General features: G+C 67.2%; 26 protein-coding genes. 18 read left to right on the top strand and 8 right to left on the bottom strand.

The features are described from left to right. Window positions 1–40: 40 nt before the first annotated feature. The 3 genes from ACI8U3_RS10345 (at window position 41) to ACI8U3_RS10335 (ending at window position 2,322) form a co-directional block, all read left to right on the top strand. Window positions 41–844, top strand: a complete 804-nt coding sequence (locus ACI8U3_RS10345) for an exodeoxyribonuclease III (protein ID WP_415014788.1) — start codon at window positions 41–43, stop codon at window positions 842–844. After that, the gene (locus tag ACI8U3_RS10340; RefSeq protein WP_415014787.1) at window positions 829–1,341 is read left to right on the top strand and encodes a hypothetical protein; all 513 of its coding nucleotides are present in this window, start codon (window positions 829–831) and stop codon (window positions 1,339–1,341) included. Before ACI8U3_RS10345 ends, ACI8U3_RS10340 begins: the two co-directional genes overlap by 16 nt. Before the next feature lie 75 nt (window positions 1,342–1,416). After that, window positions 1,417–2,322 carry a cobalamin biosynthesis protein CbiG gene (locus ACI8U3_RS10335; protein WP_415014786.1) on the top strand — a complete coding sequence of 302 codons (906 nt, stop codon included), beginning with the start codon at window positions 1,417–1,419 and terminating at the stop codon, window positions 2,320–2,322. A 242-nt stretch (window positions 2,323–2,564) separates the two neighbouring features. Here ACI8U3_RS10335 and ACI8U3_RS10330 read toward each other — a convergent pair whose 3' ends face one another. Then, on the bottom strand, window positions 2,565–3,914 hold the full coding sequence (locus tag ACI8U3_RS10330) for an MATE family efflux transporter (RefSeq protein ID WP_415014785.1): 1,350 nt from the start codon (window positions 3,912–3,914) through the stop codon (window positions 2,565–2,567). A gap of 135 nt (window positions 3,915–4,049) precedes the next feature. Between ACI8U3_RS10330 and ACI8U3_RS10325 the strand changes: the two genes are divergently transcribed. Continuing rightward, on the top strand, window positions 4,050–4,484 hold the full coding sequence (locus tag ACI8U3_RS10325; RefSeq protein ID WP_415014784.1) for a DUF2231 domain-containing protein: 435 nt from the start codon (window positions 4,050–4,052) through the stop codon (window positions 4,482–4,484). 8 nt (window positions 4,485–4,492) lie between these two features. Beyond that, on the top strand, window positions 4,493–5,779 hold the full coding sequence (locus ACI8U3_RS10320; protein ID WP_415014783.1) for a PQQ-dependent sugar dehydrogenase: 1,287 nt from the start codon (window positions 4,493–4,495) through the stop codon (window positions 5,777–5,779). 38 nt (window positions 5,780–5,817) lie between these two features. On the opposite strand, the gene ACI8U3_RS10315 is transcribed toward ACI8U3_RS10320, so the two are convergent. After that, a complete protein-coding gene (locus ACI8U3_RS10315) occupies window positions 5,818–6,798 on the bottom strand; it encodes a TerC family protein (RefSeq protein WP_415014840.1) in 981 nt (326 codons plus the stop codon). Between the two features lie 363 nt (window positions 6,799–7,161). On the opposite strand from ACI8U3_RS10315, the gene rpsF reads away from it, so the two are divergent. The 13 genes from rpsF to ACI8U3_RS10250 all read left to right on the top strand — a co-directional run bounded on the left by rpsF (window position 7,162) and on the right by ACI8U3_RS10250 (window position 18,732). Then, a complete protein-coding gene (gene rpsF, locus ACI8U3_RS10310) occupies window positions 7,162–7,542 on the top strand; it encodes a 30S ribosomal protein S6 (RefSeq protein ID WP_415014782.1) in 381 nt (126 codons plus the stop codon). A gap of 11 nt (window positions 7,543–7,553) precedes the next feature. Then, on the top strand, window positions 7,554–7,829 hold the full coding sequence (gene rpsR, locus ACI8U3_RS10305; protein ID WP_415014781.1) for a 30S ribosomal protein S18: 276 nt from the start codon (window positions 7,554–7,556) through the stop codon (window positions 7,827–7,829). Between the two features lies 1 nt (window position 7,830). Next, window positions 7,831–8,418, top strand: a complete 588-nt coding sequence (gene rplI, locus ACI8U3_RS10300) for a 50S ribosomal protein L9 (RefSeq protein WP_415014780.1) — start codon at window positions 7,831–7,833, stop codon at window positions 8,416–8,418. A gap of 97 nt (window positions 8,419–8,515) precedes the next feature. After that, window positions 8,516–8,899 (top strand): hypothetical protein, encoded by a 384-nt coding sequence (locus ACI8U3_RS10295; protein WP_415014779.1) that lies wholly within the window; start codon window positions 8,516–8,518, stop codon window positions 8,897–8,899. Between the two features lie 108 nt (window positions 8,900–9,007). Continuing rightward, complete coding sequence (locus tag ACI8U3_RS10290) at window positions 9,008–10,480, top strand: replicative DNA helicase (protein WP_415014778.1); 1,473 nt, start codon at window positions 9,008–9,010, stop codon at window positions 10,478–10,480. A 78-nt stretch (window positions 10,481–10,558) separates the two neighbouring features. Beyond that, the gene (gene alr / locus ACI8U3_RS10285; protein WP_415014777.1) at window positions 10,559–11,599 is read left to right on the top strand and encodes an alanine racemase; all 1,041 of its coding nucleotides are present in this window, start codon (window positions 10,559–10,561) and stop codon (window positions 11,597–11,599) included. Window positions 11,600–11,805: 206 nt separating this feature from the next. Next, entirely contained in the window at window positions 11,806–13,173 is a 1,368-nt protein-coding gene (gene radA, locus ACI8U3_RS10280; RefSeq protein WP_415014776.1) for a DNA repair protein RadA, read from the top strand. Between the two features lie 31 nt (window positions 13,174–13,204). Then, on the top strand, window positions 13,205–13,795 hold the full coding sequence (locus ACI8U3_RS10275; RefSeq protein ID WP_415014775.1) for a CvpA family protein: 591 nt from the start codon (window positions 13,205–13,207) through the stop codon (window positions 13,793–13,795). 32 nt (window positions 13,796–13,827) lie between these two features. Then, on the top strand, window positions 13,828–15,330 hold the full coding sequence (gene purF / locus ACI8U3_RS10270; RefSeq protein WP_415014774.1) for an amidophosphoribosyltransferase: 1,503 nt from the start codon (window positions 13,828–13,830) through the stop codon (window positions 15,328–15,330). Window positions 15,331–15,336: 6 nt separating this feature from the next. Next, window positions 15,337–15,681, top strand: a complete 345-nt coding sequence (locus tag ACI8U3_RS10265) for a VOC family protein (protein ID WP_415014773.1) — start codon at window positions 15,337–15,339, stop codon at window positions 15,679–15,681. An 83-nt stretch (window positions 15,682–15,764) separates the two neighbouring features. Then, window positions 15,765–17,096 (top strand): DUF4910 domain-containing protein, encoded by a 1,332-nt coding sequence (locus ACI8U3_RS10260; RefSeq protein WP_415014772.1) that lies wholly within the window; start codon window positions 15,765–15,767, stop codon window positions 17,094–17,096. Window positions 17,097–17,101: 5 nt separating this feature from the next. Continuing rightward, window positions 17,102–17,905 carry a formyl transferase gene (locus tag ACI8U3_RS10255; RefSeq protein WP_415014771.1) on the top strand — a complete coding sequence of 268 codons (804 nt, stop codon included), beginning with the start codon at window positions 17,102–17,104 and terminating at the stop codon, window positions 17,903–17,905. 68 nt (window positions 17,906–17,973) lie between these two features. Then, entirely contained in the window at window positions 17,974–18,732 is a 759-nt protein-coding gene (locus ACI8U3_RS10250; RefSeq protein WP_415014770.1) for an SDR family NAD(P)-dependent oxidoreductase, read from the top strand. A 121-nt stretch (window positions 18,733–18,853) separates the two neighbouring features. Here the strand turns inward: ACI8U3_RS10250 and der are convergent, their stop codons facing one another. The 6 genes from der to ACI8U3_RS10220 form a co-directional block, all read right to left on the bottom strand. Then, the gene (gene der, locus ACI8U3_RS10245; protein WP_415014769.1) at window positions 18,854–20,470 is read right to left on the bottom strand and encodes a ribosome biogenesis GTPase Der; all 1,617 of its coding nucleotides are present in this window, start codon (window positions 20,468–20,470) and stop codon (window positions 18,854–18,856) included. Window positions 20,471–20,496: 26 nt separating this feature from the next. Continuing rightward, window positions 20,497–21,870, bottom strand: coding sequence for a PQQ-binding-like beta-propeller repeat protein (locus ACI8U3_RS10240; protein ID WP_415014768.1), 1,374 nt, complete (start codon window positions 21,868–21,870; stop codon window positions 20,497–20,499). A gap of 29 nt (window positions 21,871–21,899) precedes the next feature. Next, window positions 21,900–22,682 carry a tetratricopeptide repeat protein gene (locus ACI8U3_RS10235; RefSeq protein WP_415014767.1) on the bottom strand — a complete coding sequence of 261 codons (783 nt, stop codon included), beginning with the start codon at window positions 22,680–22,682 and terminating at the stop codon, window positions 21,900–21,902. A 118-nt stretch (window positions 22,683–22,800) separates the two neighbouring features. Continuing rightward, window positions 22,801–23,631: a 3-methyl-2-oxobutanoate hydroxymethyltransferase gene (gene panB, locus ACI8U3_RS10230; RefSeq protein ID WP_415014766.1), complete on the bottom strand. Its 831-nt coding sequence runs from the start codon at window positions 23,629–23,631 to the stop codon at window positions 22,801–22,803. Next, the gene (locus ACI8U3_RS10225; RefSeq protein WP_415014765.1) at window positions 23,631–24,086 is read right to left on the bottom strand and encodes a hypothetical protein; all 456 of its coding nucleotides are present in this window, start codon (window positions 24,084–24,086) and stop codon (window positions 23,631–23,633) included. The genes panB and ACI8U3_RS10225 overlap by 1 nt, the downstream gene beginning before the upstream one ends. Further along, entirely contained in the window at window positions 24,073–24,633 is a 561-nt protein-coding gene (locus tag ACI8U3_RS10220) for an RNA polymerase sigma factor (RefSeq protein ID WP_415014764.1), read from the bottom strand. Before ACI8U3_RS10220 ends, ACI8U3_RS10225 begins: the two co-directional genes overlap by 14 nt. Window positions 24,634–24,635: the final 2 nt, after the last annotated feature.

The following is a 24,635-nucleotide window of genomic DNA, read 5'->3' as shown; positions in this document are numbered from 1 at the left end:
GTGCGTTAGCGTGGCGCCGTCCTGAACCGCTGAGTCCCTGATGCGCATCGCCACCTGGAACGTGAACTCCGTCAACGCCCGCCTGCCCACCGTGCTGGACTGGTTCGGCCAGGCCCAGCCGGACGTGGCCTGCCTGCAGGAGATCAAGTGCGTGGACGAGAAGTTTCCGCGCGAGGCGTTCGAGGACCTTGGTTACAACGTCGAGACCCACGGCCAGAAGAGCTACAACGGCGTGGCCCTGCTCTCTAAATTCCCGCTGTCGGACGTGCGGCGCGGTTTGCCGGGCGACGATACGGACGAACAGGCGCGCTACATCGAGGCGCTTGTCGAGGCGCCGGCGCCGGTTCGGGTGGCCTCCATCTACCTGCCCAACGGCAATCCGCTGGGCACCGAGAAATTCGACTACAAACTGGCCTGGTTCGAGCGCCTGCGGCTGCACGCGTCGGACCTGCTGACCAATGAAGAAGCCGTCGCCCTGTGCGGCGACTACAACGTCATTCCCACGCCCGAGGACGCGAAGAACCCCGAAGCCTGGACCACCGACGCACTGTTCCAGCCCGAGAGTCGGGAAGCCTTCCGCGCGCTGAAATGGCTGGGCTTCGCCGACAGCCACGAGCTGGGCGGCGAGCCGGCCGGGACCTTCACCTTCTGGGACTATCAGGCTGGGGCCTGGCGGCGGGATCACGGCATTCGCATCGATTTCGCCCTGCTGTCGGCCATGGCGGCGGACCGCTTCCGGGGCATCGAGACCCACCGCGACGCCCGCGACATGGAAAAGCCCAGCGATCACGTGCCCGTCGTCGTCGATCTGGATCCGGAGCCGCCCGCGTGGTCGATGCGCTGAGGATCATCCTGCTGGTGGCCCTGGCCGCCGCCGCCCTGACCACGGCTGGCCTGACTCTGGCCTGGTGGATGGAGCCGCACCGGCGTCTGCGTCGGGCCCTGGACAAGACCCTGGGCGGTTCGTGCGAGGTGGAGGCCGTCTCCCCCGCTGAAGGCCGCGCCTGCGCCCTGGATTTTGACAGCGGTCAGGCGGCGGTGTTGTGGGATCGCGGAGCCAACGGTCTGGTCTATGAATTCGACGAGATCGACGGCGCCGAGATGATCGTGGACGGCCATGTGCTGGCCCGCGTGCGCCGGGGCGAGGCGCGCCGGGCGCTGGACGTCATGGCCCCGGACGCCGGTCAGGTGGTGCTGCGCCTGATGTTCGCCGATCCGCGCCATCCCGAGTTCGAGCTGGACCTCTGGAACGCCGCGACGGGCGCCTCGACCGGGTCGCCGCCGGAAGCGCTCCGGCTGGGGCGCCGCTGGCTGTCCCATGTGGAAGCCCTGATGAAATAGGCGCGGACCGGCCTTCCGACTTTGCGGTCAAAGGGCTAGAAGCACCGGAACTTCCCCTCACCCGCGAGTTTTCCCGTGCCCCGCCTGTTCGACGCCTATGTCATCGCCAACTGGACCGCCGCCGAAGGCAAAAAGCTGGGCGAACAGTCGCTGTGGATCGCCGTGGCCAAGCGCGACGTGCGCATGCGGCTGAAGGTCGAGACTCACAACACCGCCACCCGCGCCGACGGTGAAAAGCTGCTGGCCGACATCCTGTCCGACCTGAACAAGCGCGGCGACCGGGCCCTGATCGGTCTGGACGCGCCGCTGGGATTCCCTGTCGGCACGGCCGCGCGGCTGAATCTGAAGGATCAGAGCTGGTCCGGCCTGTGGGCCTTCCTCGCCGACAATGTTCGGGACAAGCCGGACAACACCAACAATCGCTATCAGGTGGCGGCCAAGATGAACCGGCTGATGACCGATGAGGCGCGGCCGTTCTGGGGCGCCCCGGCCAGCCAGGCCCAGCGCTGGCTGACCACCACCAAGCCCGAGGGCGGCTATGGCGACATCCCCGAACTGCGCGCCACCGAGGTCGCGGCCAAACAGGGCAAGCTGCAGCCCAAGACCGTGTGGCAGATGCACGGCGCGGGCGCCGTCGGCGGCCACGCCCTGATCGGCATCCCCACCGTTCGCCGTCTGGTGGAGCGACTGGGTTCGGCGGCCGCCGTGTGGCCGTTCGGCACGGGCTGGCGCGCGCTGACGCCCGAAGACGTGGCGCCCCTGTCGGCGCTGGTGGTCGAGGTCTGGCCCGCCATGTTCGGCGCGAAGCCCGAGCCCGGCGAGTTCAAGACCCAGGCGGAAGTCCGCGTGGCCGCTGAAACCTTCGCCCGCATGGACGAAAAGAATGAACTGGCCGCCGCCTTCGCCCCGCCCAAGGGCGCGTCCGACGACCTGATCCGTCAGGTCGAGACTGAAGAAGGCTGGATCCTCGGCGTTCGCTGAGCGTGAACCGATAAGCTGCTGATTCTTCTTACCGACTCACATGTCACCGTCATCGCCGGGCTTGTCCCGGCGATCCATACGCTCTGACAGAGCAAGGCCAGCCCAGAAGGCGCCGTGAGTATGGATTCCCGGGACAAGCCCGGGAATGACGGTTGTGGGAGTATGAGGCCCGCTCAGAGCCTGATCAGCTGAGGTGGAATCGCTTCCCGATTGGCCCCGATGCTGTGAAATAGAATCTGGCCTCAGCCGGGCATCCGTCTGGCGACCCGCACGAAGCGGCCAGTCAGCAAGGCCGCCGACACCAGACTGGCCACGATCACGCCCCAGACGATGCCGTCCACGCCCATGCCCATGGGGTGGGCGAACAGCCACGCCAGCGGCATCATCACGGCCCCATAGCTGAACACATGCATGGCCGTGGGCCACCACACGTCGGCGGCCGAGCGCAGGGCCTGGGCCGCCACCACCTGGATGCCGTCGGCCACGAAGAACAGGGTCGCCAGGATCAGGGCCGGGACGGCGATGGCGACCAGAGCCGGGTCGTTGGTGTAGACGCCGATGATCGCCTCAGCCCCCGGCCACACCACCAGGGCGATCGCCAGCGCCAGCAGCGCCGTCACGCCCAGCCCCAGCACCCCGGCGCGGATCAGTCCGGCCCGGTCGTTGGCGCCATAAGCACGGCTGACCAGCACGCCGGTCGCCGCCGACAGGCCCATGGGGTTCATGAACACGATAGCGGACAGGTTCAGCACGATGGCCCAGGCCGCAACCTCCAGCCCGCCCAGCCAGCCGGCGACGATGCTCATGGCGGCGAAGGCGCTGACCTCGATGAAGTAGGAGGCCCCGGCGCCGACGCCCACCTTGTACTGTTCGCGCTCGATCACGCGATCGCGGCGCGGCTTGCGGAAAATCCCCAGCGCCCGGGCGTCCGGCATGCGCACGATATAGACCAGCAGGAACACCACCAGCATCAGGCGCGCAGCGAAGGTGGCCCAGCAGGCCGCCACCGCGCCGTCCACCGGCAGGCCCGAGGTCCCCGGCACCAGCCACAGGTTCATCAGCAGGTTCAGACCGTTGGCGATCCACATGGCCCACATGCCGGGCCGGGGGCGCGACAGGGCCTCCAGAAACAGCTGGGCCGCCACCGAGATCAGATAGAACGGCAGCGACAGGGCCAGCACGATCAGGGGCGCCGCCGCGTCCTGCCCCAGCCCGTCCTCCAGCCCCACGCGCACCAGCGCCCAGGGCCCCGCAAGGATCAACGCCAGCGCCGAGATGATCCCTAACTGAACCGAATAGACCAGGCCGCGCCGGAACACCGCGCCGGCCTCCTCCCGCCGCCCCTGCCCGATCAGGCGCGCGGTCATGACCTGCGTCCCCATCAGCAGACCCACGGCCGTGGTGACGAACACCGACGACGGGGCCCACGCCAGAGAGTGCAACGCCAGTTCGCGCGCCGCGTACTGGCCCACCACGATGGCGTCGGTCAGCCCCATGGTCATGATGCCCACGCGCGCCAGCACTACAGGCCAGGCCAGGGTCAGCAGCTCGCGCAGATCGGCGCGTGTTTCGGGGCGGAGGACGGCGGTCATGGGAAGGCTCAGCGATGGGGGCGCGGAACCTGAAGCGGTCCCCCCGGATTGGCAATAGCGCCCGCGTCACACCCCGAAATGAAACCGATACGCCCGTGAGGGATTGCACCGGGGACAAGGGACAGGGAGAGGGCCATGACCGATCACAACCGCCTGTGCAGGATGCTGCACCCGCTTCACGCCATTCTGCTGGCCTTTCCCATCGCCCTGTTCAGTTTCGCGGTCGTCACCGACATCGCCTATCTGAACACGGCCCAGATGCAGTGGACGAACTTCTCGGCCTGGTCGATCACCGCCGCCCTGTTCTTCACCGGCCTGGTGCTGGCCTGGGCAGGGGTAGAGGCGGTGCTGGGCCGTCGCTCTGCGGGTCTGATCCGGGCGCTGATCTATCTGGCCGTTGTGGCGGTCATGTTCGTGGTCGGCCTGTTCAACATCTTCAGGCACAGCCAGGACGCCTGGAGCTCGGTCGGCCCCGGCGGCCTGATCATGTCCATCGTCTGCGCCGTGCTGGCCTTGATCGCAGGCTGGCTGCTCCACTCACGAAGCTTCACCCGGGAGGCGGGCCAATGAAAATGCGCATGATCAGTCTGGCCGCCCTGTCGCTTGCTGTGGCGGCCTGCAGCGTGGACAGCGATCCCGACCTGAACGAAACCGGCCCGCGCCCTGACCTGCCGCAGGTGAGCGAGTCCTTGGTTCCGTCCATGAATATCGCCACCCCCGCGGCATGGGGCGATGAGCTGCCCAGCGTGCCGGAGGGTTTCACCATCAGCGTGGTGGCCGATGATCTGCGCATCCCCCGGCAGATGCTGATGCTTCCCAACGGGGACCTGCTGATCGCCGAGGGTTCCGGCGGCGGCGCTCCCGCGCTCCGACCCAAGGACGTTCTGGCCGGCATCATCAAGTCTCAGGGGCGCTCCTCCGTGGAAGGGGGCGACCGCATCACCCTGATCCGTGACATCGACGGAAACGGTCAGCCCGAGCTGCAGACCGTCCTGCTCGACGACCTCAACGCGCCCTACGGCATGGCTTATGTGGACGGCTTTCTCTACGTGGCCAATCAGGACGCGGTCATGCGCTTCCCCTATGAGGAGGGGCAGACCGAGATCACGGCGCCCGGCGAGGCGCTGACCCCCCTGCCCGCGGAACTTAATCACCACTGGACCAAGGCCATGACGGCCAGCGCTGACGGCCAGTTCCTGTATGTGGGCATCGGTTCGAACAGCAATGTTGGTGAGCGCGGCATGGCCGTGGAGGAAGAGCGCGCCGTCGTCTGGGAGATCGACCGCGAGACCGGCGCCCACCGCACCATCGCGCGCGGCATCCGCAACCCCACCGCCCTGGCCATCGAGCCGACGTCCGGCCAGCTGTGGTCCGTGGTCAACGAGCGGGACGAGATCGGTCCCCAGCTGGTTCCCGACTATCTGACACAGGTGCGGGACGGCGCGTTCTACGGCTGGCCTTACAGCTTCTGGGGCCAGAACCTGGACCCGCGCGTGCGTCCGCAAGACCCCGATCTGGTGGCCACCGCCATCGCACCCGACTACGCCCTCGGCGCCCACGTGGCCGCCCTGGGCCTGGACTTCGCCGTGGACGGGGGCTGGGGCGGCCAGTTCGGCGTCGGCGCCTTCGTGGGCATGCATGGCAGCTGGAACCGCCAGGACCTGTCCGGCTACAAGGTGGTGTGGATCCCGTTCGCCGACGGACGTCCGGCGGGCGACCCCGTGGACCTGGTCACCGGCTTCTTGAACGATGATGGCGAAGCGCGGGGCCGCCCTGTGGGCGTGCTGTTCGATCCCCGCACCCGCGCCCTGTTCATCGCTGACGACATGGCCAACGTGGTCTGGCGCGTGGCGCCAGAAGGGTGAAGGGCGACGACGGCTTCACCCTTCCAACGTCCTGACGATCAGGTCGACGCCGCCGGAGCGGAGTCGCGCGTCTTCCACAAGGACCAGACCACGCCCGCGGCCAGGATCAGACCCGTGATGGCGAGCGACCATTCGGGCGGGATCTTGCCCAGACCCAGCAGGTCCGCCGCGAACACCTTGCCGCCGATGAACACCAGCAGCACGGCCAGGGCCTGCTTCAGATAGGCGAAGCGGTGGATCACCGCCGCGAGGGCGAAATACAGCGCCCGCAAGCCCAGAATGGCGAAGATGTTCGAGGTGTAGACGATGTAGGGATCGGTCGTGATGGCGAAGATGGCCGGCACCGAATCCACCGCGAAGATCACATCGGCGATCTCGATCATCACCAGGGCCAGGAACATGGGCGTGGCCCACAGGACCATGCGGCCCCTGTCATTGGGCTGGCGAACGAAGAACTTCTGACCGTGCAGTTGATCCGTGACCCGCAGGCGTCCTCGCATCCACCGCACCATCCGGTTCTGGCCAAGGTCGCCGTGAGACTCCCCGGCGAAGAACATCTTGATGCCGGTCACAATCAGGAAGGCGGCGAAGATATAGAGCACCCAGCCGTACTGGCTGACCAGGGCCGCGCCGGCGCCGATCATCAGCGCGCGCAGGATGATCACCCCCAGAATGCCCCAGAACAGCACCCTGTGCTGAAGCGCGCGCGGAATGGCGAAATAGCCGAAGATCATGGCGATGACGAAGACGTTGTCCATCGCCAGGCTCTTCTCGACCGCGAAACCGGTCAGATACTCCATGCCGGACTGCGGCCCCAGCTCCCACCAGACCCAGCCGCCGAAGATGAGGGCCACGGCGATGTACATGCTGGACAGCAGAAGGCTCTCGCGCACGCCGATTTCATGCTGATCGCGGTGCAGTACGCCCAGGTCCAGCACCAGCAGCGCCAGAACCACGCCCATGAAGGCCAGCCACATCCAGGCGGGCTTGCCCAGCCATTCGGCGGCGAAGAAAGTCATAAGGTCCATCAGGACTCCCCTATTTCAGGGAGCGACCCGCAGCGCGCAAAAAGGGGATCGACCGGAAAGGCCGCCGCGCACCGAGCTCGCTCGATGCGGCCCGACATCACGTCTGCCATCAGACGCCAGAGGGGCCCGGTCCGCTGGGCGCCCGAATAAGCGAAACGCGGCGGCCGATCAAGGCCGATCCGCTTGCCACCGCCCCCCTTTTCCCCTATAGGCCGCCGCTTTCCAGGGCTTCGGTCCTGGCGTGGAGTTCCAAAGGGTTCGGGAAGTCATCCCGGCCGCCGCGTCAGGATCCATCGTGGGATTGGACTTTAACCCGGTCCGCCCGCGCCGACGCCCACCAAGGGAGACGACTGCATGGCTCTTTACGAGCACACGGTCATGTCGCGCCAGGACATCAGCGCGCAACAGGCCGAACAACTCAACGACACCATCAAGGCTCTGATCGAGGAAAACGGCGGCTCCGTCGCCAAGATCGAGTACTGGGGTCTGCGCAACCTGACCTACCGGGTCAAGAAGAACCGCAAGGCGCACTATTCGCTGCTCGCCGTCGACGCGCCCCCGGCCGCCATGGCCGAGGTCGAGCGCCAGCTGTCCATCAACGAGGACGTGCTGCGCTGGCTGACCGTCCGCGTGGAAGAGCTGGACCTGGAGCTGTCGCCCCTGCTGGCCCGCCGCGAGCGCGAGCGTGAGCGCTCGGCGCCCCGCTCCGACGACAACGCCGCTGCGGCCGAATAAGGAACCGGATCATGACCGATACGACTGCTCCCACCCCGGGCGCTCCGGCAGGCTCCGGCCCGGCCCGTCGCCCCTTCCATCGTCGCCGCAAGGTCTGCCCGTTCTCGGGCGATAACGCGCCGAAGATTGACTACAAGGACGTGAAGCTGCTGCAGCGTTACGTCTCCGAACGCGGCAAGATCGTGCCCTCGCGCATCACCGCCGTCTCGCAAAAGAAGCAGCGCGAACTGGCCAAGGCCATCAAGCGCGCGCGCTATCTGGCCCTCCTGCCCTACGTGGTGAAGTAAGATGAAGGTCGTTCTGCTTGAACGCGTCGAGAACCTCGGCGCCATCGGCGACGTCGTCACCGTCAAGGACGGCTTCGCCCGTAATTTCCTGCTGCCCCGCGACAAAGCTCGCCGGGCGACGGAAGCCAATCTGAAGGCCTTCGAGGTCGAACGCGCCGCCATCGAGGCCCGCAACGACAAGAACAAGGCCGAGGCCCAGAAGATCGCCGACAAGATCGACGGTCAGACCTACGTCATGATCCGCCAGGCGGGTGAGACGGGCCAGCTGTACGGTTCGGTCGCCGGTCGCGACGTGGCCGAAACGGTCCAGGCTGCCGGTTCGAAGATCGAGAAGTCTCAGGTTGTCCTGCACATCCCGATCAAGACCCTGGGCGTCCACGAAGTGCTGGTCCGCCTGCACGCCGAGGTCCGCGCCACGGTCAAGATCAACGTGGCCCGCTCGGCCGACGAAGCCGAGCGTCAGGCCAAGGGCGAGGACGTGATCGCCAGCCAGTTCGATGACGAGCGTCAAGCCGCCAGCGAGCAGGCCAAGGATCTGCTGGACGGCGGCGCCGGCCAGCACGAGGTCTCCTACGTCGAAGAGGTCTGATCCTTCTCGAACGGATATCGAAACGACGGCGCGGAGAGCCATCTCCGCGCCGTTTTTCGTGGCCTATGCTCAAGCGTCGCCATTCACGGAGCTGGTCATGAACCGCACCATCCTCGCCGTCGCAGCCGCTTTCGCCGTCAGCCTCGCCGCCGTTCCCGCTTCGGCTCAGGACGGCCGCATGACCGTGGCGACGTTCCTGGACACAGCCGAAGATATCCCGCGCAATCCCACGGCCATGCTCCGCGCCGACACCCGCCGCCTGCTGTCCGAGGTCAGGACCGCCACGCGTACGGTTCGCGCCGAACAGGACGCCGCCCAGGCCGCCGGACGCACGCCGCGCACCTGCATGCCCGAGCAGGTCAGCATGGACGCTGACGGCCTGCTCGCCCGTTTCAACGCCATCCCCGCCGGCCGCCGCAACATCACCGTAACCCAGGCCGTGCGAGAGTGGATGGCCGAAGAGCATCCGTGCTCCGGCTGAACGCAAAAGACGAATTCCGGGCCGTCCACAGGCGGGCCGGACTCATCCCCGGTCTTCTGGACGTCCGACCCTGACGCAGGGACGTGCGAGGGCTAGACCCGTCAGTCCATGAATGCGCTCAGCCCCATCCCCACCGACGCCCGGCCCGTGGCCGCCCTGCCCCACAATCTGGAGGCGGAACAGGCGCTGCTGGGCTCGCTGATGTTCGACAATGCGGTGTTCGAACGCCTGTCGGACCGGCTGCGCGGCAGCCATTTCTACGAGCCGTTCCACCAGCGCCTGTTCGACGCCATCGAGGATCATGTTCGCCAGGGGCTGCTGGCCGAGCCCACCATCCTCATGGAGCGGTTCAAGGCGGACCCCGCGTTTCAGGAGTTCGGCGGCCTGCGCTATCTGGCCGATCTGGTGGACCGGGCGCCGCCCGGAGCCAACGCCCCCGACTATGCCCGGCTGGTCTACGACCTGGCCCTGCGCCGCGACCTGATCCGCATCGGCGGCGACATCATCAAGGAGGCGCCGGACCCCGAGACGGCGGCCCTCGAACAGATCGAGCAGGCCGAGCAGTCGCTCTACAACCTGGCCGAGACGGGTCAGCCGTCGTCGGGCTTCGTCAGCTTCGGCCACGCCCTGGCCGGGGCGGTTGAGATGGCCAGCGAGGCCTATCAGCGCGACGGCAAGCTGGCGGGTCTGGCCACCTATCTGGACGATCTGGACCAGAAGCTGGGCGGGCTGCACCCGTCCGACCTGCTGATCCTCGCGGGTCGCCCCTCCATGGGCAAGACCGCGCTGGCCACCAACATCGCCTTCAACGTGGCGCGCAACTACCGCTGGGAGCCGACGCCCGAAGGCCGAAAGACCGTGGCCGGCGGCGTGGTCGCCTTCTACTCTCTGGAAATGAGCGCCGAGCAGTTGGCCATGCGTATCCTGGCCGACGCCTCGGGCGTGTCCTCCGACCGGCTGAGAAAGGGTGAGATCGACGCCTCGGACTTCGGCCGCATCCGCGACGCCGCCGCCGAGATCGGCGAGGCGCCCCTGTACATCGACGCCACCGGCGGTCTGTCCCTGTCGAAGCTGGCGGCCCGCGCGCGGCGTCTGAAGCGCATGGAGCACGGCCTCGACCTGATCGTCGTCGACTATCTGCAGCTGGTCACCGTGGGCGAGGGCAACGGCCAGAAGAACCGCGTGCAGGAAGTCTCCGAGATCACCGGCGGGCTGAAGGCCCTGGCCAAGGAGCTGTCGGTGCCGATCCTCGCCCTGTCCCAGCTGTCCCGCCAGGTGGAGTCCCGCGAGGACAAGCGGCCCCAGCTGTCCGACCTGCGCGAGTCCGGCTCCATCGAGCAGGACGCCGACGCCGTCATGTTCGTTTACCGGGAAAGCTACTACCTGGGCCGCACCGAGCCCCGCGAAGGCACCGAAGAGCACCTGAAGTGGCAGGAGGACATGGATCGCCTGCGCCACCAGGCCGAGGTGGTCATCGGCAAGCAGCGTCACGGCCCCATCGGCATCGTCAAACTGTCCTTCGACGAGGACACCACCCGCTTCGGCAACTTGGCCCAGCAGGGCCGCTACGAGCCGAATTAGGGCGGGACGTGAAAAGAAAATCGGCGGAAACAGCAGACTATCCCTTCAAACGCAGGATTCTTGCGTCATAAGGGGCGGATGCCCTCCCCCGCCACCCTGAACGTCGACCTGAACACCCTCGCGCACAATTTTCATGCGCTGGAGGCCATCTCCGGCGTGCCTGTCCATCCCGTGGTAAAAGCCGACAGCTACGGGCTGGGCGCCACGCCCGTCGCCCGGCGGCTGATGGCCGAGGGCGCGCGCACCTTTTTCGTGGCCCGGGCGGCGGAGGGCGTGGCCCTGCGCGCGGCGCTGGGACCGGACCCCGTCATCTACGTGCTGGACGGCTGTCACGGAGACGGGGCGGCCGAGATCAAGGCCGCCGACCTGCGCCCCATCCTGAACCAGCCCGCCCAGCTTGAGGCGTGGCGGGCGGCGGGCGGCGGCGCGTGCGGCCTGCAGATCGACACGGGCATGAGCCGTCTGGGTTTCCGTCCCGAGGACGCGCCGGAGCCGTTCGAGGAGCTGGATCTGGTCATGAGCCATCTGGCCTGCGCCGACGCGCCCGCCGACTCCATGAACCGACGTCAGCGCGACGCCTTCGCCGCCGTCAGCGCAAAATACCCCGGCGCGATCCGTTCATTCGCCAACTCCGGCGGCTGCTTCATGGGCCCGGACTTCGCCTTCGACGCCGTGCGGCCCGGCATCTGCCTGTACGGCGGCGGCCCCGAGGGTCGGCCGGACGATCGCATCAAGGCCGTGGCCACCCTCAGCGCCGAGGTGATTCAGGTGCGCCCCGTGCCCAGGGGAGAGACCGTCGGCTATTCCGCCGGCTGGACCGCCCCGCGCGACAGCACCATCGCCATCGTCGCGGCGGGCTATGCCGACGGCGTGCTGCGGTCCTATTCGCCACGGGGCAAGGTCTGGCTGGCCGGCGCCCTGAGGTCCATCGTTGGGCGGGTGTCCATGGACGTGATCGCCGTGGACGTGACGGAGGCGGATGTCGCGGTGGGCGACCTTTGCGAAATCTACGGCCCCAATCGCAACATCGACGATCAGGCCACGGCGGCGGGCGCCATCGCCTATGAACTGCTGACGTCCATCACCCCACGCGTGCCGAGGGTGTACATCGGCGACTGAGCCCCCGTCATCGCCGGGCTTGTCCCGGCGATCCATACGCGCGGTCGATGCATGGCCAGCCCTGAATGTTCGGTGATCATGGATTCCCGGCACAAGGCCGGGAATGACGAATAAGGGTTGGCTCTCACGGAAGGCCTGCGTCAGCATCGGACGCACACCCGATCACCCGCCCTTCCGCCTTCACCGATTCCTGCTAGACCCGGCCCATGGCCAGGGACGGTGCGATCTATGTTTGTCAGTCGTGCGGGGCGGTCCACGGCAAGTGGTCCGGCCAGTGCGGCGCCTGTGGTCAGTGGAACTGCATCGTGGAGGAAAGCCAGTCCGCCCCGCCCGGCGCCCTGAAGCCCGCCTCCACGGCGCGTGGGCGCGGCGTGGTGTTCGAGACCTTACAGTCCGACACCCCCGAGCCGCCCCGCATCACCACCGGCGTGGGCGAGTTCGACCGGGTGTGCGGCGGCGGCGTGGTGCCGGGCTCGGCCATCCTGCTGGGCGGCGACCCCGGCGTGGGCAAGTCCACCCTGTTGCTTGAAGTCACGGCCAAGGCGGCGCTGGGCGGCGCGCGGGTGGCCTATATCTCGGGCGAGGAGGCGGTGGAGCAGATCCGCGCCCGCGCCAAACGCATGGGCTTCGCCGGCGCCCCGGTGAACCTGGCCTCCGCCACCGCGCTGCGCGAGATCGTCTCGACGCTCAAGCGGGACAAGTTCGACATCGTCGTCATCGATTCCATCCAGACCCTGTGGTCCGACGCCCATGAGGCGGGGCCGGGCTCGGTCACCCAGGTGCGCGCCTGTGCGGGCGAACTGGTGCGACTGGCCAAGGCGTCGGGCATGGCCGTGGTGCTGGTGGGCCATGTGACCAAGGACGGCCAGATCGCCGGCCCCCGGGTCGTGGAGCACATGGTGGACGCAGTCCTCTCCTTCGAGGGCGAGCGCGGCTATCCGTTCCGCATCCTGCGCGCGGGCAAGAACCGCTTCGGCGCCACCGACGAGATCGGCGTGTTCGAGATGACCGACGCGGGCCTGTCCGAGGTTTCCAATCCCTCCGCCTTGTTCCTGGGCGAAGGCGGCGAGCGGGCGGCGGGCGCGGCGGTGTTCGCCGGCATCGAGGGCTCGCGTCCTGTCCTGGTGGAGTTTCAGGCTCTGGTGGCGCCCAGCGCCTACGGCACCCCGCGCCGGGCCGTCGTGGGCTGGGACTCCGGGCGGCTGGCCATGCTGCTGGCGGTGCTGGAGGCGCGCTGCGGCATCGGGTTCGGGGACCGGGACGTCTATCTGAACGTCGCGGGCGGTCTGCGGGTGTCGGAACCGGCGGCGGATCTGGCGGCGGCGGCGGCGCTGATCTCCTCCGCCGTGGACGTGCCCCTGCCCCAGCGCGCCGTGGTGTTCGGCGAGATCAGCCTGTCGGGCGAGGTGCGCGCCGTGGGCCGGGCCGAGGTCCGCCTGCGCGAGGCGGCCAAGCTGGGCTTCGATCAGGCCATCGCCCCGGAAAGCGCGGCGAACGGCGGAAAGAATGTTAAGGTCATGGGGCTATCTCGACTCGCCGAGGCGGTCGAGCGTATCTCGCAGGGCGCCGTCTGACCTCGCCCACGCTCAGGGACCCTCGCCGACCGTGACTGGCTATGACCTGTTCGCCATCGTCGTCATTCTGGCCTCGGCTGCAGCCGGCTGGATCCGCGGGGGCCTGCGCGAGCTGGTGACCCTGGCCGCCTTCGCAGTGGCGGCGATCATCTCACTGCTGGCCCTGCCCCTGTCCGGCCCCGTGGGCCGCGCCCTGGTCGACCCGGATTGGGCCGGGTCCATCGCGGCGGCGATCGTGGTCTTCCTGATCGTCTATTTCGGCATCCGCATCACAGGCACGGTCCTCAGCCGCCGTCTGCGCGATCACAAGCAACTGAGCGGCGTGGATCGGCTCTTCGGCATTGGCGTCGGCGCAGCTCGCGCTCTGGTGCTGCTGGGCGCCATTCATCTGGTGGCGTTCGCGGCGACCGCTCCGAATCCGCCGCCCGGTTGGCTTCGAGACGCCGCCCTCTTTCCGGTCAGCCATGCCTCGGCCCGCGCGATCCAGACTATTCTGCCCACCGTCGGGCGCGGCGCGGACGCCCTTTCACCCGTCATCGGATCGTCCGTGCGCGACGGTTTTTCCGATGATGACACAGCCACGCCCCAATCCAGCGCTAGCGCGGCGCCGGACTCACCCTAAGTAAGCTTCCCGCCGTCATCGGAGCCCCCACGATGAGCCCCCATCAGATCAACGACGTCGTCGTCCACCGCGAGCACTGGCGGGACGTCGACGACGACCGCCCCCGTCTGGAGTGCGGCGTCTGCGGCGTCTGGGGGGTGCAGGACGCCTCGGCGGTCGTGGCGCTGGGGCTGCACGCCCTGCAGCACCGGGGTCAGGAAGCCTGCGGCATCGCCTCGGTAAGCAAGACCCGCTTTCACACCGAACGGCATATGGGCCTGGTCGGCGACGCCTTCTCCGGCGCTGATCTGGTGGAGCGCATGCCGGGCCGGGCGGCGGTGGGCCACACCCGCTACTCCACCGCGGGCGGCAGCTTCCTGCGCAACATCCAGCCCATGTTCGCGGATCTGGATTCCGGCGGCATCGCCATCGCCCACAACGGCAATCTGACCAACTTCCTGGCGCTGAGGAACGAGCTTGTGGACCAGGGCTCGATCTTCCAGTCCACCTCGGATTCCGAGGTCATCCTTCACCTGATCGCCCGGTCGCGGAAATCGCGCATCGTGGACCGCTTCATAGACGCCATGATGCAGATCGAGGGCGGCTACGCCCTGGTGGCCCAGACCAAGAAGAAGATGATCGGCGCCCGCGACCCGCTGGGCATCCGGCCTCTGGTGCTAGGGCAGCTGGGCGACGCCTGGGTGCTGGCGTCGGAAACCTGCGCCCTGGACATGATCGGCGCCACCTTCGTGCGCGACGTAGAGAACGGCGAGGTGGTGGTCATAGACGAGGACGGCCTGCGTTCCATCAAGCCGTTCCCGGACAAGGCCGCCCGCCCCTGCCTGTTCGAATACGTCTATTTCTCGAGGCCCGACAGCGTGGTGAACGGCAAGGCCGTCTATGCGGTGCGCAAGGAAATGGGCGCCCAGCTGTCGCGCGAGCACGGTGTCGAGGCCGACGTGGTGGTGCCGGTGCCGGACTCCGGCGTGCCGGCGGCCCTGGGCTATGCGCAGGAAAGCGGCATACCCTTCGAGATGGGCATCATCCGCAGCCACTATCTGGGCCGCACCTTCATCCAGCCCAGCCAGGGCGTGCGTGAACTGGGCGTGCGCATGAAGCACAGCCCCAACCGGGGGGTTCTGGCCGGCAAGCGGGTCGTACTGATCGACGATTCCATCGTGCGAGGCACCACCTCGGTGAAACTGGTCCGGGCCGTGCGCGCGGCCGGGGCGAAGGAAGTGCACCTGCGCTCCGCCAGCCCGCCGATCATGTGGCCCGACTTCTACGGCATCGACATGCCGGAGCGGTCGCAGCTGATGGCCGCCAACCTGTCGCTGGAGGAGATGCGCGCGCGTCTGGAGGTGGACAGTCTGGGCTTCCTCTCTGTCGACGGCCTTTATCAGGCCATGGGCGCCGGCCCCCGCGACCCCGAGAACCCGCAGTTCACGGACCACTATTTCACCGGTGACTATCCCACCCGCCTGCTGGACCGCGAGATCGAGGAAAACGGGCGGGACGTTTCGACGAGGCAACTTTCCCTGCTCGTCAGCGCTTAAGGGCGCATGAGCACGGAACTGGGCTACTTCACAATCGACACGCCGGACATCGCCAAGGCGCGCGCCTTCTACGGCGCCCTGTTCGGCTGGGCCTTCGACGAAGCGTCCTCACACGAAACCTACGCCCATGTGGTCGACGCCGGCGTTCCGTTCGGCTTCGTGAAGGGCGAGCACCGGGATTTTTCCCATCTCTACTTCAAGGTTGACGACATCGACGCCGTTTGCGTCCGCGTGGCCGAACTGGGCGGCAAGTGCGCCGTGCCAGCCGCCAGCCGATCGGGCAAATCGGTGACCGCGCGAGACGACCAGGGCGTCAGCTTCGGCCTGTGGCAACCCGCAGAGGGTTTCTGAACCGGCAAGGGTGCAGTGCGGTGGACCTGACAGCGCCGTCCTAGTATGAGCGTCCCCACGACGAACGAGGAGGCGGGACCGGCGTGACCACAGACACAACTTACGATCATGCCTTCTATTCCCAGCTTTTCGACCGCCTTTTCCCGATTACGCGCAGCATCACCGGACCCGGCTTGCGCGAGAGCCTGGCGATCTTCGGCGAGCAGATGCCGCTGCGCATGGACGGTGTCGCCAGCGGAACCCAGGTCTTCGATTGGACGACACCGCCGGAATGGGCGCTGGACCGCGCGACGCTGATCGGCCCGGACGGCGAAGTGATCGCCGACACGGACCGGTCCAATCTGCACGTCGTCAACTATTCGGTGCCGATCGAGGCCGAGCTCAGCCTCGAAGATCTGCAGCCCTATCTGCATTCGATCCCCGCGCACCCTCACCTCATCCCGTATGTCACGTCGTACTATCACGACCGCTGGGGTTTCTGCCTGTCGGACAACGTCCGTTCGCAGTTGAAGCCGGGAAATTACAAGGTTTCCATCGCCACGAAAAAGTATCCGGGCGAAGTCAGTTTCGCGGACAGCGTCCTGAAAGGCGAAAGCGAACAGGAATTTCTACTGAGTTCATACCTTTGCCACCCCAGCATGGCGAACAATGAACTGTCCGGTCCGCTTGTCCTGCTCGGCCTCTACGATCGCATTTCCAGATGGAAACGCCGGCGCCTGACCTATCGCTTCGTCCTTCTTCCGGAAACGATCGGAAGCCTGTGCTATTTGTGGAAGCACGGCGACACCCTCAAGGAACGCCTTGTGGGCGGCCTGGTCCTGACCTGTCTGGGCGGCCCGAACACCCTGCTGAACTACAAGACCAGCAGACGGGAAAACACCGACCTGGACGATCTGGTGAAAAGCCTGGGCGCGGATGGAGGCTTCGCCATTCGCCCCTTCACGCCGACCTCGGGATCGGACGAGCGACAGTATTGCTCCGCCGGATTCAATCTCCCCGTCGGCCAGATGGCGCGCACTGTTTACGGGCAGTATGTGGAGTACCACACCTCGGGCGATGACAAGGATCTGATGGGGATCGACCGCATCGTCGATGCCGTGGACCGCATCGAGGCCGTTCTGAAGCTGCACGAAATCTCCGGGCGCTTCAAAAACCTCGCGCCTTACGGCGAGCCGCAACTGGGCCGTCGCAACCTCTACCCCAGCGTCAACAGCCCGTTGAACCGCACGAAATCCTCGGACTCAGTTCTCGACAACCGAACGGCCCTGAACCGGATTCTCACCGTCCTGAACTATTCGGACGGCGAACACCGGATGCTGGATATCGCCCGACGGCTCGAGTGTGATCTGGTCGATCTCGAGCCGATCATCGAGCGCCTTGAGGAAGAAAAACTACTGGAGCTGGCTCCCCAATGACCATCGTGGCCATCACCGGCGACCATCCGCGCCATTGCTTCCTGGCCAGGCGTCTGGCGGAGGCAGGCCTGCTGTCCGGCTGGATCGTGGAGCGTCGCAAGCCTTTCGTCGCCAAGCCGGGGGACGATGTTCCCGCTGGTCTGCATGAACTTTTCAATCTGCATTTCGCACGGCGCGAAGACGCGGAACACCGGGCCTTCGGCGCGTTGCAGCCGAAAGACGTGAACGTCGAGCAGATGTCGATCGAGGTCAGCGACCTGAACGGCCCCGCCGTCCACGCATTTCTGGCGGAACGCGCGCCACGCATTGTGTTGTCCTACGGCTGCCATAAGCTGGACGACGCCACGCTGAACGCCACGCCGGCGCGTTTCTGGAACACCCACGGGGGCCTGTCGCCGTGGTACCGGGGCGTGGCCACCCACTTCTGGCCCTCCTATCTGCTCGAGCCGCAGATGACCGGCGTCACCCTGCACGAGACCACCTCCGCCATCGACGGGGGCGCCGTCTTCCACCAGACCGGCGCGCCTCTCAATCGCGGGGATGGCCTGCACGACCTGGCCTGCGCAACGGTGAAGGCCTACGTCGATGAACTGCCCACGGTTCTGACCAACGCCCTGAGCCTCGACAGCCCACAGGGACATACTCAGGCGACCGCAGGTCGGATCTGGACCTCAGCCATGTGGCGGCCCGAGCATTTGCGCGTCATCTACGAGCAGTATCAGGATCGGATCGTCGATCTTTGCCTCGACGGAGAGATCACCGGCAAGACGCCGACCTTGGTCCGACCTTTCCTGAACCCGTCGGTTTAACCGGCTGGCGGAGCGCGGGGGGCTCGAGACCTCTTTCACCATGGCCCGCCCCCGCGTAAGCAAGCGCCATGACGGAACAGCTTCCCCTGAAGGACCGCGTCGCCCTTGTGGTCGGCGCCTCACGCGGCATCGGATACGAAAGCGCCATCGCGCTGGCGAAGGCGGGCGCCCATGTGGTCGCCACTGCACGCACCGAAGGCGGGCTGGAGGAACTGGACGACGCCGTCTTCGCCGCCACCGGCAAGCACGCCACCCTGATCCCCTTCGATCTGGTCGACGGCGGCGCCATCGACCGCATGGGCGGGGCCCTGTTCGAGCGCTTCGGCAAGCTGGACATCTGGGTCCACGCCGCCGCCACCATGGGGCCCGAAGGGCTGGTGCCCGTCAGCCATGCCGACCCGCGGCAGTTCGCCAAGATCGAGAAGGTGAACTTCACCGCCGTCTATCGCCTGATCCGCTCGCTGGAGCCGCTGCTGCGTGCGTCGGACGCGGGCCGGGCCGTCTATCTGACCTCGTCGCTGGCGTGGAAGCCGCGCGCCTTCTGGGGCGCCTATGCGGCCACCAAGGCGGGGGGGCAGAACCTGGTTCAATGCTGGGCCGATGAGATCGAGTCCACGAAGATCCGCGTGGCCGTGCTGGATCCCGGCAGGATGCAGACCCGGCTGCGCGCCCAGGCCTATCCGGGCGAGGATCCCTCGACCCTCCCCCACCCGTCCGAGATCGCGCCTCTGATGGTCGACCTGTGCCGCCCCGACCGCGAGCCTCCAAAGGGGATCGTGTCGTTCCGTGAGTGGAAGGACGGGCCGCCGGTGTCGGCGCTGGTTTGAGCCTGATCGGTTAAGATGGAATCGCTTCGCGATTCCGACGATGCCGTGAATCAGGCTCTCGCATTCAACTGGACCGAAATCCGAGCTCAGTTGGACTGCGTCCAACTGAGCCGATTTTGGTCTAGCGTTTCGGCTTGGACGGCCCGCCGGTGCGGATGCGGCCCGAGCGGGAAACCTGACGGGCCCCGCCCCTGGCTTTCTTGCCGGGGATGGAGGCGGCCTTGGCCTTGGAGGCGGCGCGCAGCTTGGCCTTGACCACGGTGGGCTTGGGCGCCGCCGCCTTCTTGGCCGGCGCCTTGCCGGGCAGGCCCTTGGCGGTTTCCTTCGCCTCCTCGGCCTTCTGCGCCTTGGTCACGCGGCGCGGCGCCGTCTTGGCGTCGCCCTTGGGTCGGCTCGGCCCGCCAGAGCCGTCCACGAACGGATTGGCGCCCGATTTGGCGGTCAGCCGCATGGGGGTGCCGGGCAGGTCGAAACTCTCGCGCAGACTGTTGATCAGATAACGCCTGTATTGCTCCGGCATCTGTGACGCGCGGTTGGCGAACATCACGAAGGTGGGCGGGCGCGCCTTGGTCTGGGCGATATATTTCGGCTTGATGCGGCGGCCGTCCACGGCGGGCGGCGGGTGGCGCTGCACAGCCATGGCCAGCCAGTCGTTCAGGTCGCGTGTCTTGACCTTCACCGACCAGGTGTCGTGCGCCTTCAGGATGGCGGGCATCAGCCGCTCCACGCCGCGCCCGTTGTGCGCCGACAGGGCGACGAACGGGGCGCCCTTCAGCTGCGGCAGCATGCGGTCGGCGGTTTCCTTCAGCGACGCCATGCGGGACTGGGGCTCTTCCTCCAGATCCCATTTGGAGATCACATAGATCAGCGCCCGGCCCTCGCGCTCGACCAGATCGGCCAACTGCAGGTCCTGGGTGTCGAAGGCGTTGTCCCGATCCATGACCAGCACCACCACCTCGGCGAAGGTGATGGCGCGGATGGTGTCGGCGACGGACAGCTTCTCGAGCTTTTCCTGCACCCGCGCCTTGCGCCGCATGCCGGCGGTGTCCACCAGGCGGATGTTGCGCCCCTCGTAGGTCCAGTCCACCGAGATGGAGTCGCGCGTGATCCCCGCTTCGGGGCCGGTCAGCAGCCGATCCTCGCCCAGAAGGCGGTTGATCAGGGTGGATTTGCCCGCGTTGGGGCGGCCGATGATGGCCACGCGGATGGGCTTGTCGGCCTCTTCCTGCTCGGCCACCTCGATGTCATGGCTGGCCTTGACGATCGCTGCGTATAGATCAGCCATTCCCTCGCCATGCTCGGCAGAGATGGCGACTGGCTCGCCGAAGCCCAGCCCGTGGGCCTCGCCAACGCCGCCGCCGCTCTCGCGGCTCTCGGACTTGTTGGCCAGCAGGATCACGGGCGTCTCATGGCGCCTCAGATGATCCGCGAAGATGCGGTCCAGCGAGGTCACGCCCTCGCGCGCGTCCATCATGAACAGGATCAGCTGGGCGTCGTCCAGGGCGGCCTCGGTCTGTTCGCGCATGCGCGATTCCAGACTGTCGTCGCTGACGTCCTCGTATCCCGCCGTGTCGATCAGGGTCAGGTCGATGTCGCCGATATTGCCGTCCGCATAGCGACGGTCGCGGGTCACGCCCGGGCGGTCGTCGACGAGCGCAAGCCTTTTGCCCACCAGCCTGTTGAACAGGGTGGACTTGCCCACATTGGGGCGACCGACGATGGCGACCTTGAGGGCCATGAGACGCTTATAGCCCTTTTGTCAGCTCAGCGGATGCTGACCAGCTGACCATTGTCGGTCACGACATAGAGAGCGCCGTTGTAGGCGATGGGCGCGATGAAGGCGGGCGCGCCAAGGTCCAGGCTGGCCACTTCCTCGCCCGTCTTGTGGTCATAGGCCACGGCCTGGCCGTCGGAGTTGACCAGGACCAGGCGGTTGGACGCCAGGATCGGCCCGCTCCACACCGGGCGGACCGTGCGCTTGCCGACACCGAAGAACCAGCCACCCTCGGTGCGGGTGCGGCCTTCGTTGACGTTGCGAATCCAGTACACCTCGCCGTTCTGACGGTTCAGCACAATCAACTCGCCGGCCTTGGACACCGCGTAGACGACATCTCCGGCGACCCAGGGCGCATTGACGCCGGCGAGCGGCGCCTGCCACGCGGGTTGGCCGGTCCGCAAGTCCATCGCGCTGAGAAGGCCGGAGTGGCTGACGGCGTACACGACACCGCGGCTGATCGCCGGACGTCCCGCGATGTCACGAATTTCGGACAGGGCGTTGGTTCGGCTGGTGCGGGACAGAACCTGTGTCCACAGTTCCTGACCGTTGGCGGCCCGGATGGCCGACACTTCGCCGGATGAGAACGGCGCGATCACCGTGTCGCCGGTCACGGCGGGACTGGAGGCGCGCATCAGGCGAGCGGGCTCGGAGATGGCCTGATAGGACCAGGTCAGGCTGCCGCTTTCGGCGTCCAGGGCGATGACCTGATTGTCCACATCCACCGCGAAGACGCGACCGCCGGACACGGTCGGGGCGCCGTGGATCGGCGCATCGAAGGGCGTGGTCCACAGCACCGCGCCGCTGCGGGCGTCCAGGGCGGTCACAAGGCGATAGCCCGAGGTGACGAAAACCCGATCTCCCGATACCGCAACACCGCCGCCAAAGGCCCGGTCGCGGCCGTCAGGGCGGACGCTGGTCTGCCAGATGATGTCGCCGCTGTTCGCGTCGACTGCGCTGACGCGGGCCTCGCCGTCCATGACGAAGATGCGGCCGTCAGCGGCCACCGGCGTCGCGGTGACCTGAGTCATGCGCGAGCCGCCGTCGCCGATGTTGCGGCGCCAGGCCACAGTGAAGTCAGGCGCGGCGATCACGTGCTCGAGCGATTGCTCCACATTGCCGCCAGGCACGGGCCAGGCCGTGATCGCCTGGGGTCCGGGTACGAAGAAGTCGCGACCCGCCAGTTCAGCGCTGGGCGAGAGGTTCTGTTCAAACTCCAGAATGGAGATTCGCTCGCCGGCGGACGCCACGGACTCCGGCGCTTCGCCGTCGCCTCCGAACGGCCAGACGCGTTGCACGGTCGAACAGGCGGTCGCCGTTACGGCCAGGCCGCAGATCAGCGCGATTTTCAGGGGTTTGGACATGGAGCGCATGCTGGCTTTCGATCCTGGGATTACGGCTGGACGGCCGGCTGTGCGGGAGCGCCCTGATCAGGGCCTTGGCCTTGCGCCGGAGCCTGGGTCTGATTCTGACCGACGCCGGGTTGCGGAAGTTCGGCCTGGGCCCGGACAATTTCCGCCATGGACGCGGCGACGCCGGTATCGATGGCGTCCTTAACCAGTTGCGCGCGCTGACGCACCACGTCCGGCACGTCCTGACCGAGTTCCAGAAGCGCGAAAATCGGGCGGGCTTCGGCCACCTGACCATGTTGAATGCGGGCCAGACCCTGGGCCTCACGGGCGTACGCGCTGAACGGACGGTCGTCCTCGGCCAGGGGCGCCAGGCGCGTCTCGATCTCTTCCAGCGGCGCGGTGTCCATCAGCAGGTAGACGGCCTTGAGGCGCGCCAGGTCCGCGATCACCGTCTGGCCCGAGGAGTCCGCGGCTTCATCGAACAGCGCCACGGCCTGCTCGGTGTCACCGGCGTTCAGCGCGATACCGGCGCGCTGCTGCAGCGCCAGCGCCTTGTAGCCGCTGGAACCGGTATCGACCGCCTCCACGAAGGCGGCGTCGGCGGCGTCGGTGTTTCCTTCGCTCAGGGCCTGCATGCCGCGATCATAGTGCGCGGCGGCGGTTTCCGCGCGGCTGGTCTGCCACGACTGCCAGCCCCACCAAGCCAGGGCCGCGACCAGCGCCAGCACCAAAGCCCCGGCGACCCACGGACCCCAGGTCCGAAACAGGCGGCGGTATCGTTCGGAGCGAAGCTCCTCCTCGACCTCTTCGAAGACATCGACCACTTAAAGACAGGCTCCCCGGACACGCTGGCTGTGCGTTCGTGTGTAAAGCACGGCCGCTGACAATTTCGGCGCGACCCTAGAGGCTTGGCGCGCCGCCCGCAACGCGGACGAACCGGGTTCAGACCGGCTTTTTGGAGAAGTAGGTCTCGACTTGGGCGGGAAAACGGCGCGCCCTGACATCTTCGGCATAGCTTTTCGCCGCGCGGGTGATTTCTCCGCGCAGATCGGCGTAGCGCCGCACGAACTTCGGCGACCAGTCGAACATGCCCAGCATGTCGTTGACCACCAGGATCTGACCGTCGCAGGCGGCGGAGGCGCCGATGCCGATGGTGGGCTTGTCGATGGCCTGTGTAATCTCGGCGGCCAGCCCCTCGGCCACCCCCTCGATAACCACCGCGAAGGCGCCGGCGTCGGCGGTGGCCTCGGCTTCGCTCATGACCCGGACGCGTTCGTCCTCGGTCTTGCCCTTGGCCTTGAAGCCGCCCTCGTTCAGCACCGCCTGGGGCCGAAGGCCCACATGGCCCATGACCGGAATGCCCCGCTGGGCCAGATATTCGATGGTCTGGGGCACGGTGGGGCCGCTTTCCAGCTTCACCCCCTGGGCGCCCGTCTCCTTCATCACGCGGGCGCAATTGGCGTAGGCCTGCTCCTTGCCGCCCTCATAGCTGCCGAACGGCATGTCGACGACCACCATGGCCTTGCGCGCGCCTCGCATGACCGCCTCGCCATGCAGGATCATCATGTCCAGGGTCACGCCCACGGTGTTGGGCAGGCCGTGAACCACCATGCCCACGCTGTCACCCACCAGCAGAACATCGCAGTGCTCGTCCAGCATCTCGGCCATGGGCGCGTCATAAGCCGTCAGACAGACGATGGGCTCGCCGCCCTTGCGCGCAAGGATGTCGGGGGCGTGCAGCCGCTTGACCGGTTCCTGCTTTTGAGAAGACATCAGACCTCGTTCGCCAGTTTCATGCCCGCCATGACCGCCGCTGCGATCAGCACCGCCGCCACGGCCCAGAACATCTGCATACCCCCAAGGGCGGCGAAATCGAAATCCACGCCGAGATTGCTCAGCCCGCTCTGGGCCGCCTGGGCCTGAGCGGTCAGGGCGCCGACGCCGGCGTCCATCAACCCCGCGTTTTCAGGGAGGGCGGCGGCAGAAGCCGAAAGTCCCGTCGCCGTGATTTCATCGCCGGCGCTGAAATTCAGGTTCGAGCCGAGCGTTTCCCGCACAGCCACCACGCCGCCGATCAGACCAGCCGCGCCGATGACCACGGTGCGCATGCGCGAACCGGCGGCCAGGCGCTTCTCCACGCCCCGGGCGAATTCCGCGGCGTCGGGCATGGGCGGCGTCTCGCGGAACAGCCGCTCGATGAAAGGGTCGAATTCGTCAGGCGCGGACATCGGCCGCCCTCCCGAGGTTGTCCGGTTCCGGCGAAAGCCGGGCGCGGAGTTTATCCAGACCACGTTTGACATGAGATTTCACAGTCCCGAGTGGCGTATTCAAGGCGGCGGCGATCTCCGCGTGGGACAGACCGGCGCCGTGACACATCGAGACGCATAGCCTCTCGATGTCGGTGAGGCCTTTCAGCGCCTCGTCCAGATCCATGCGGCCCGTTTGATCGGCGTGGACCGGCTCTTCTACAGGCGCTTCGGTTTCAGAGACATAGCGCGCCTCCTTCACCTTGCGCTTGATATAGAGCCGCGCGGCGATCCGCTTGACCCAGGCCCCAAAGGCGCCCTCGCCCCGGAACTCCGCGCATTTCTCGAACGCCTGGATGAAGGCGTCCTGGGCGATGTCGTCGGCCGTGGCCGAATCGGCGCCCATGCGGCGCAGAAGCGCCCGGACCGCCGAGCCGTGCCTGCGCACCAGCTCGCCGAACTCCCGACGTCCGCCGGCCGCCGCCAGGGCGGCCAGCTCCACATCGTGAAGGTCGATAGGATTGGACATGG

Origin of the sequence: Brevundimonas sp., from assembly GCF_047617075.1 — a bacterium.
In the GTDB taxonomy this organism is placed as follows: domain Bacteria; phylum Pseudomonadota; class Alphaproteobacteria; order Caulobacterales; family Caulobacteraceae; genus Brevundimonas.
Note: the sequence above shows the minus strand (reverse complement) of the source record. Positions and strands in the feature narration are given on the sequence as shown.

Bases quoted from the DNA above. Each gene is read 5' to 3' on its own strand.
- ACI8U3_RS10345 (WP_415014788.1), top strand. From the start codon at position 41: ATGCGCATCGCCACCTGGAACGTGAACTCCGTCAACGCCCGCCTGCCC.
- ACI8U3_RS10330 (WP_415014785.1), bottom strand. From the start codon at position 3,914: ATGACCGCCGTCCTCCGCCCCGAAACACGCGCCGATCTGCGCGAGCTG.
- ACI8U3_RS10325 (WP_415014784.1), top strand. From the start codon at position 4,050: ATGACCGATCACAACCGCCTGTGCAGGATGCTGCACCCGCTTCACGCC.
- ACI8U3_RS10320 (WP_415014783.1), top strand. From the start codon at position 4,493: ATGATCAGTCTGGCCGCCCTGTCGCTTGCTGTGGCGGCCTGCAGCGTG.
- ACI8U3_RS10315 (WP_415014840.1), bottom strand. From the start codon at position 6,798: ATGACTTTCTTCGCCGCCGAATGGCTGGGCAAGCCCGCCTGGATGTGG.
- rpsF (WP_415014782.1), top strand. From the start codon at position 7,162: ATGGCTCTTTACGAGCACACGGTCATGTCGCGCCAGGACATCAGCGCG.
- rpsR (WP_415014781.1), top strand. From the start codon at position 7,554: ATGACCGATACGACTGCTCCCACCCCGGGCGCTCCGGCAGGCTCCGGC.
- rplI (WP_415014780.1), top strand. From the start codon at position 7,831: ATGAAGGTCGTTCTGCTTGAACGCGTCGAGAACCTCGGCGCCATCGGC.
- ACI8U3_RS10295 (WP_415014779.1), top strand. From the start codon at position 8,516: ATGAACCGCACCATCCTCGCCGTCGCAGCCGCTTTCGCCGTCAGCCTC.
- ACI8U3_RS10290 (WP_415014778.1), top strand. From the start codon at position 9,008: ATGAATGCGCTCAGCCCCATCCCCACCGACGCCCGGCCCGTGGCCGCC.
- alr (WP_415014777.1), top strand. From the start codon at position 10,559: ATGCCCTCCCCCGCCACCCTGAACGTCGACCTGAACACCCTCGCGCAC.
- radA (WP_415014776.1), top strand. From the start codon at position 11,806: ATGGCCAGGGACGGTGCGATCTATGTTTGTCAGTCGTGCGGGGCGGTC.
- purF (WP_415014774.1), top strand. From the start codon at position 13,828: ATGAGCCCCCATCAGATCAACGACGTCGTCGTCCACCGCGAGCACTGG.
- ACI8U3_RS10265 (WP_415014773.1), top strand. From the start codon at position 15,337: ATGAGCACGGAACTGGGCTACTTCACAATCGACACGCCGGACATCGCC.
- ACI8U3_RS10250 (WP_415014770.1), top strand. From the start codon at position 17,974: ATGACGGAACAGCTTCCCCTGAAGGACCGCGTCGCCCTTGTGGTCGGC.
- der (WP_415014769.1), bottom strand. From the start codon at position 20,470: ATGGCCCTCAAGGTCGCCATCGTCGGTCGCCCCAATGTGGGCAAGTCC.
- ACI8U3_RS10240 (WP_415014768.1), bottom strand. From the start codon at position 21,870: ATGTCCAAACCCCTGAAAATCGCGCTGATCTGCGGCCTGGCCGTAACG.
- panB (WP_415014766.1), bottom strand. From the start codon at position 23,631: ATGTCTTCTCAAAAGCAGGAACCGGTCAAGCGGCTGCACGCCCCCGAC.
- ACI8U3_RS10225 (WP_415014765.1), bottom strand. From the start codon at position 24,086: ATGTCCGCGCCTGACGAATTCGACCCTTTCATCGAGCGGCTGTTCCGC.
- ACI8U3_RS10220 (WP_415014764.1), bottom strand. From the start codon at position 24,633: ATGTCCAATCCTATCGACCTTCACGATGTGGAGCTGGCCGCCCTGGCG.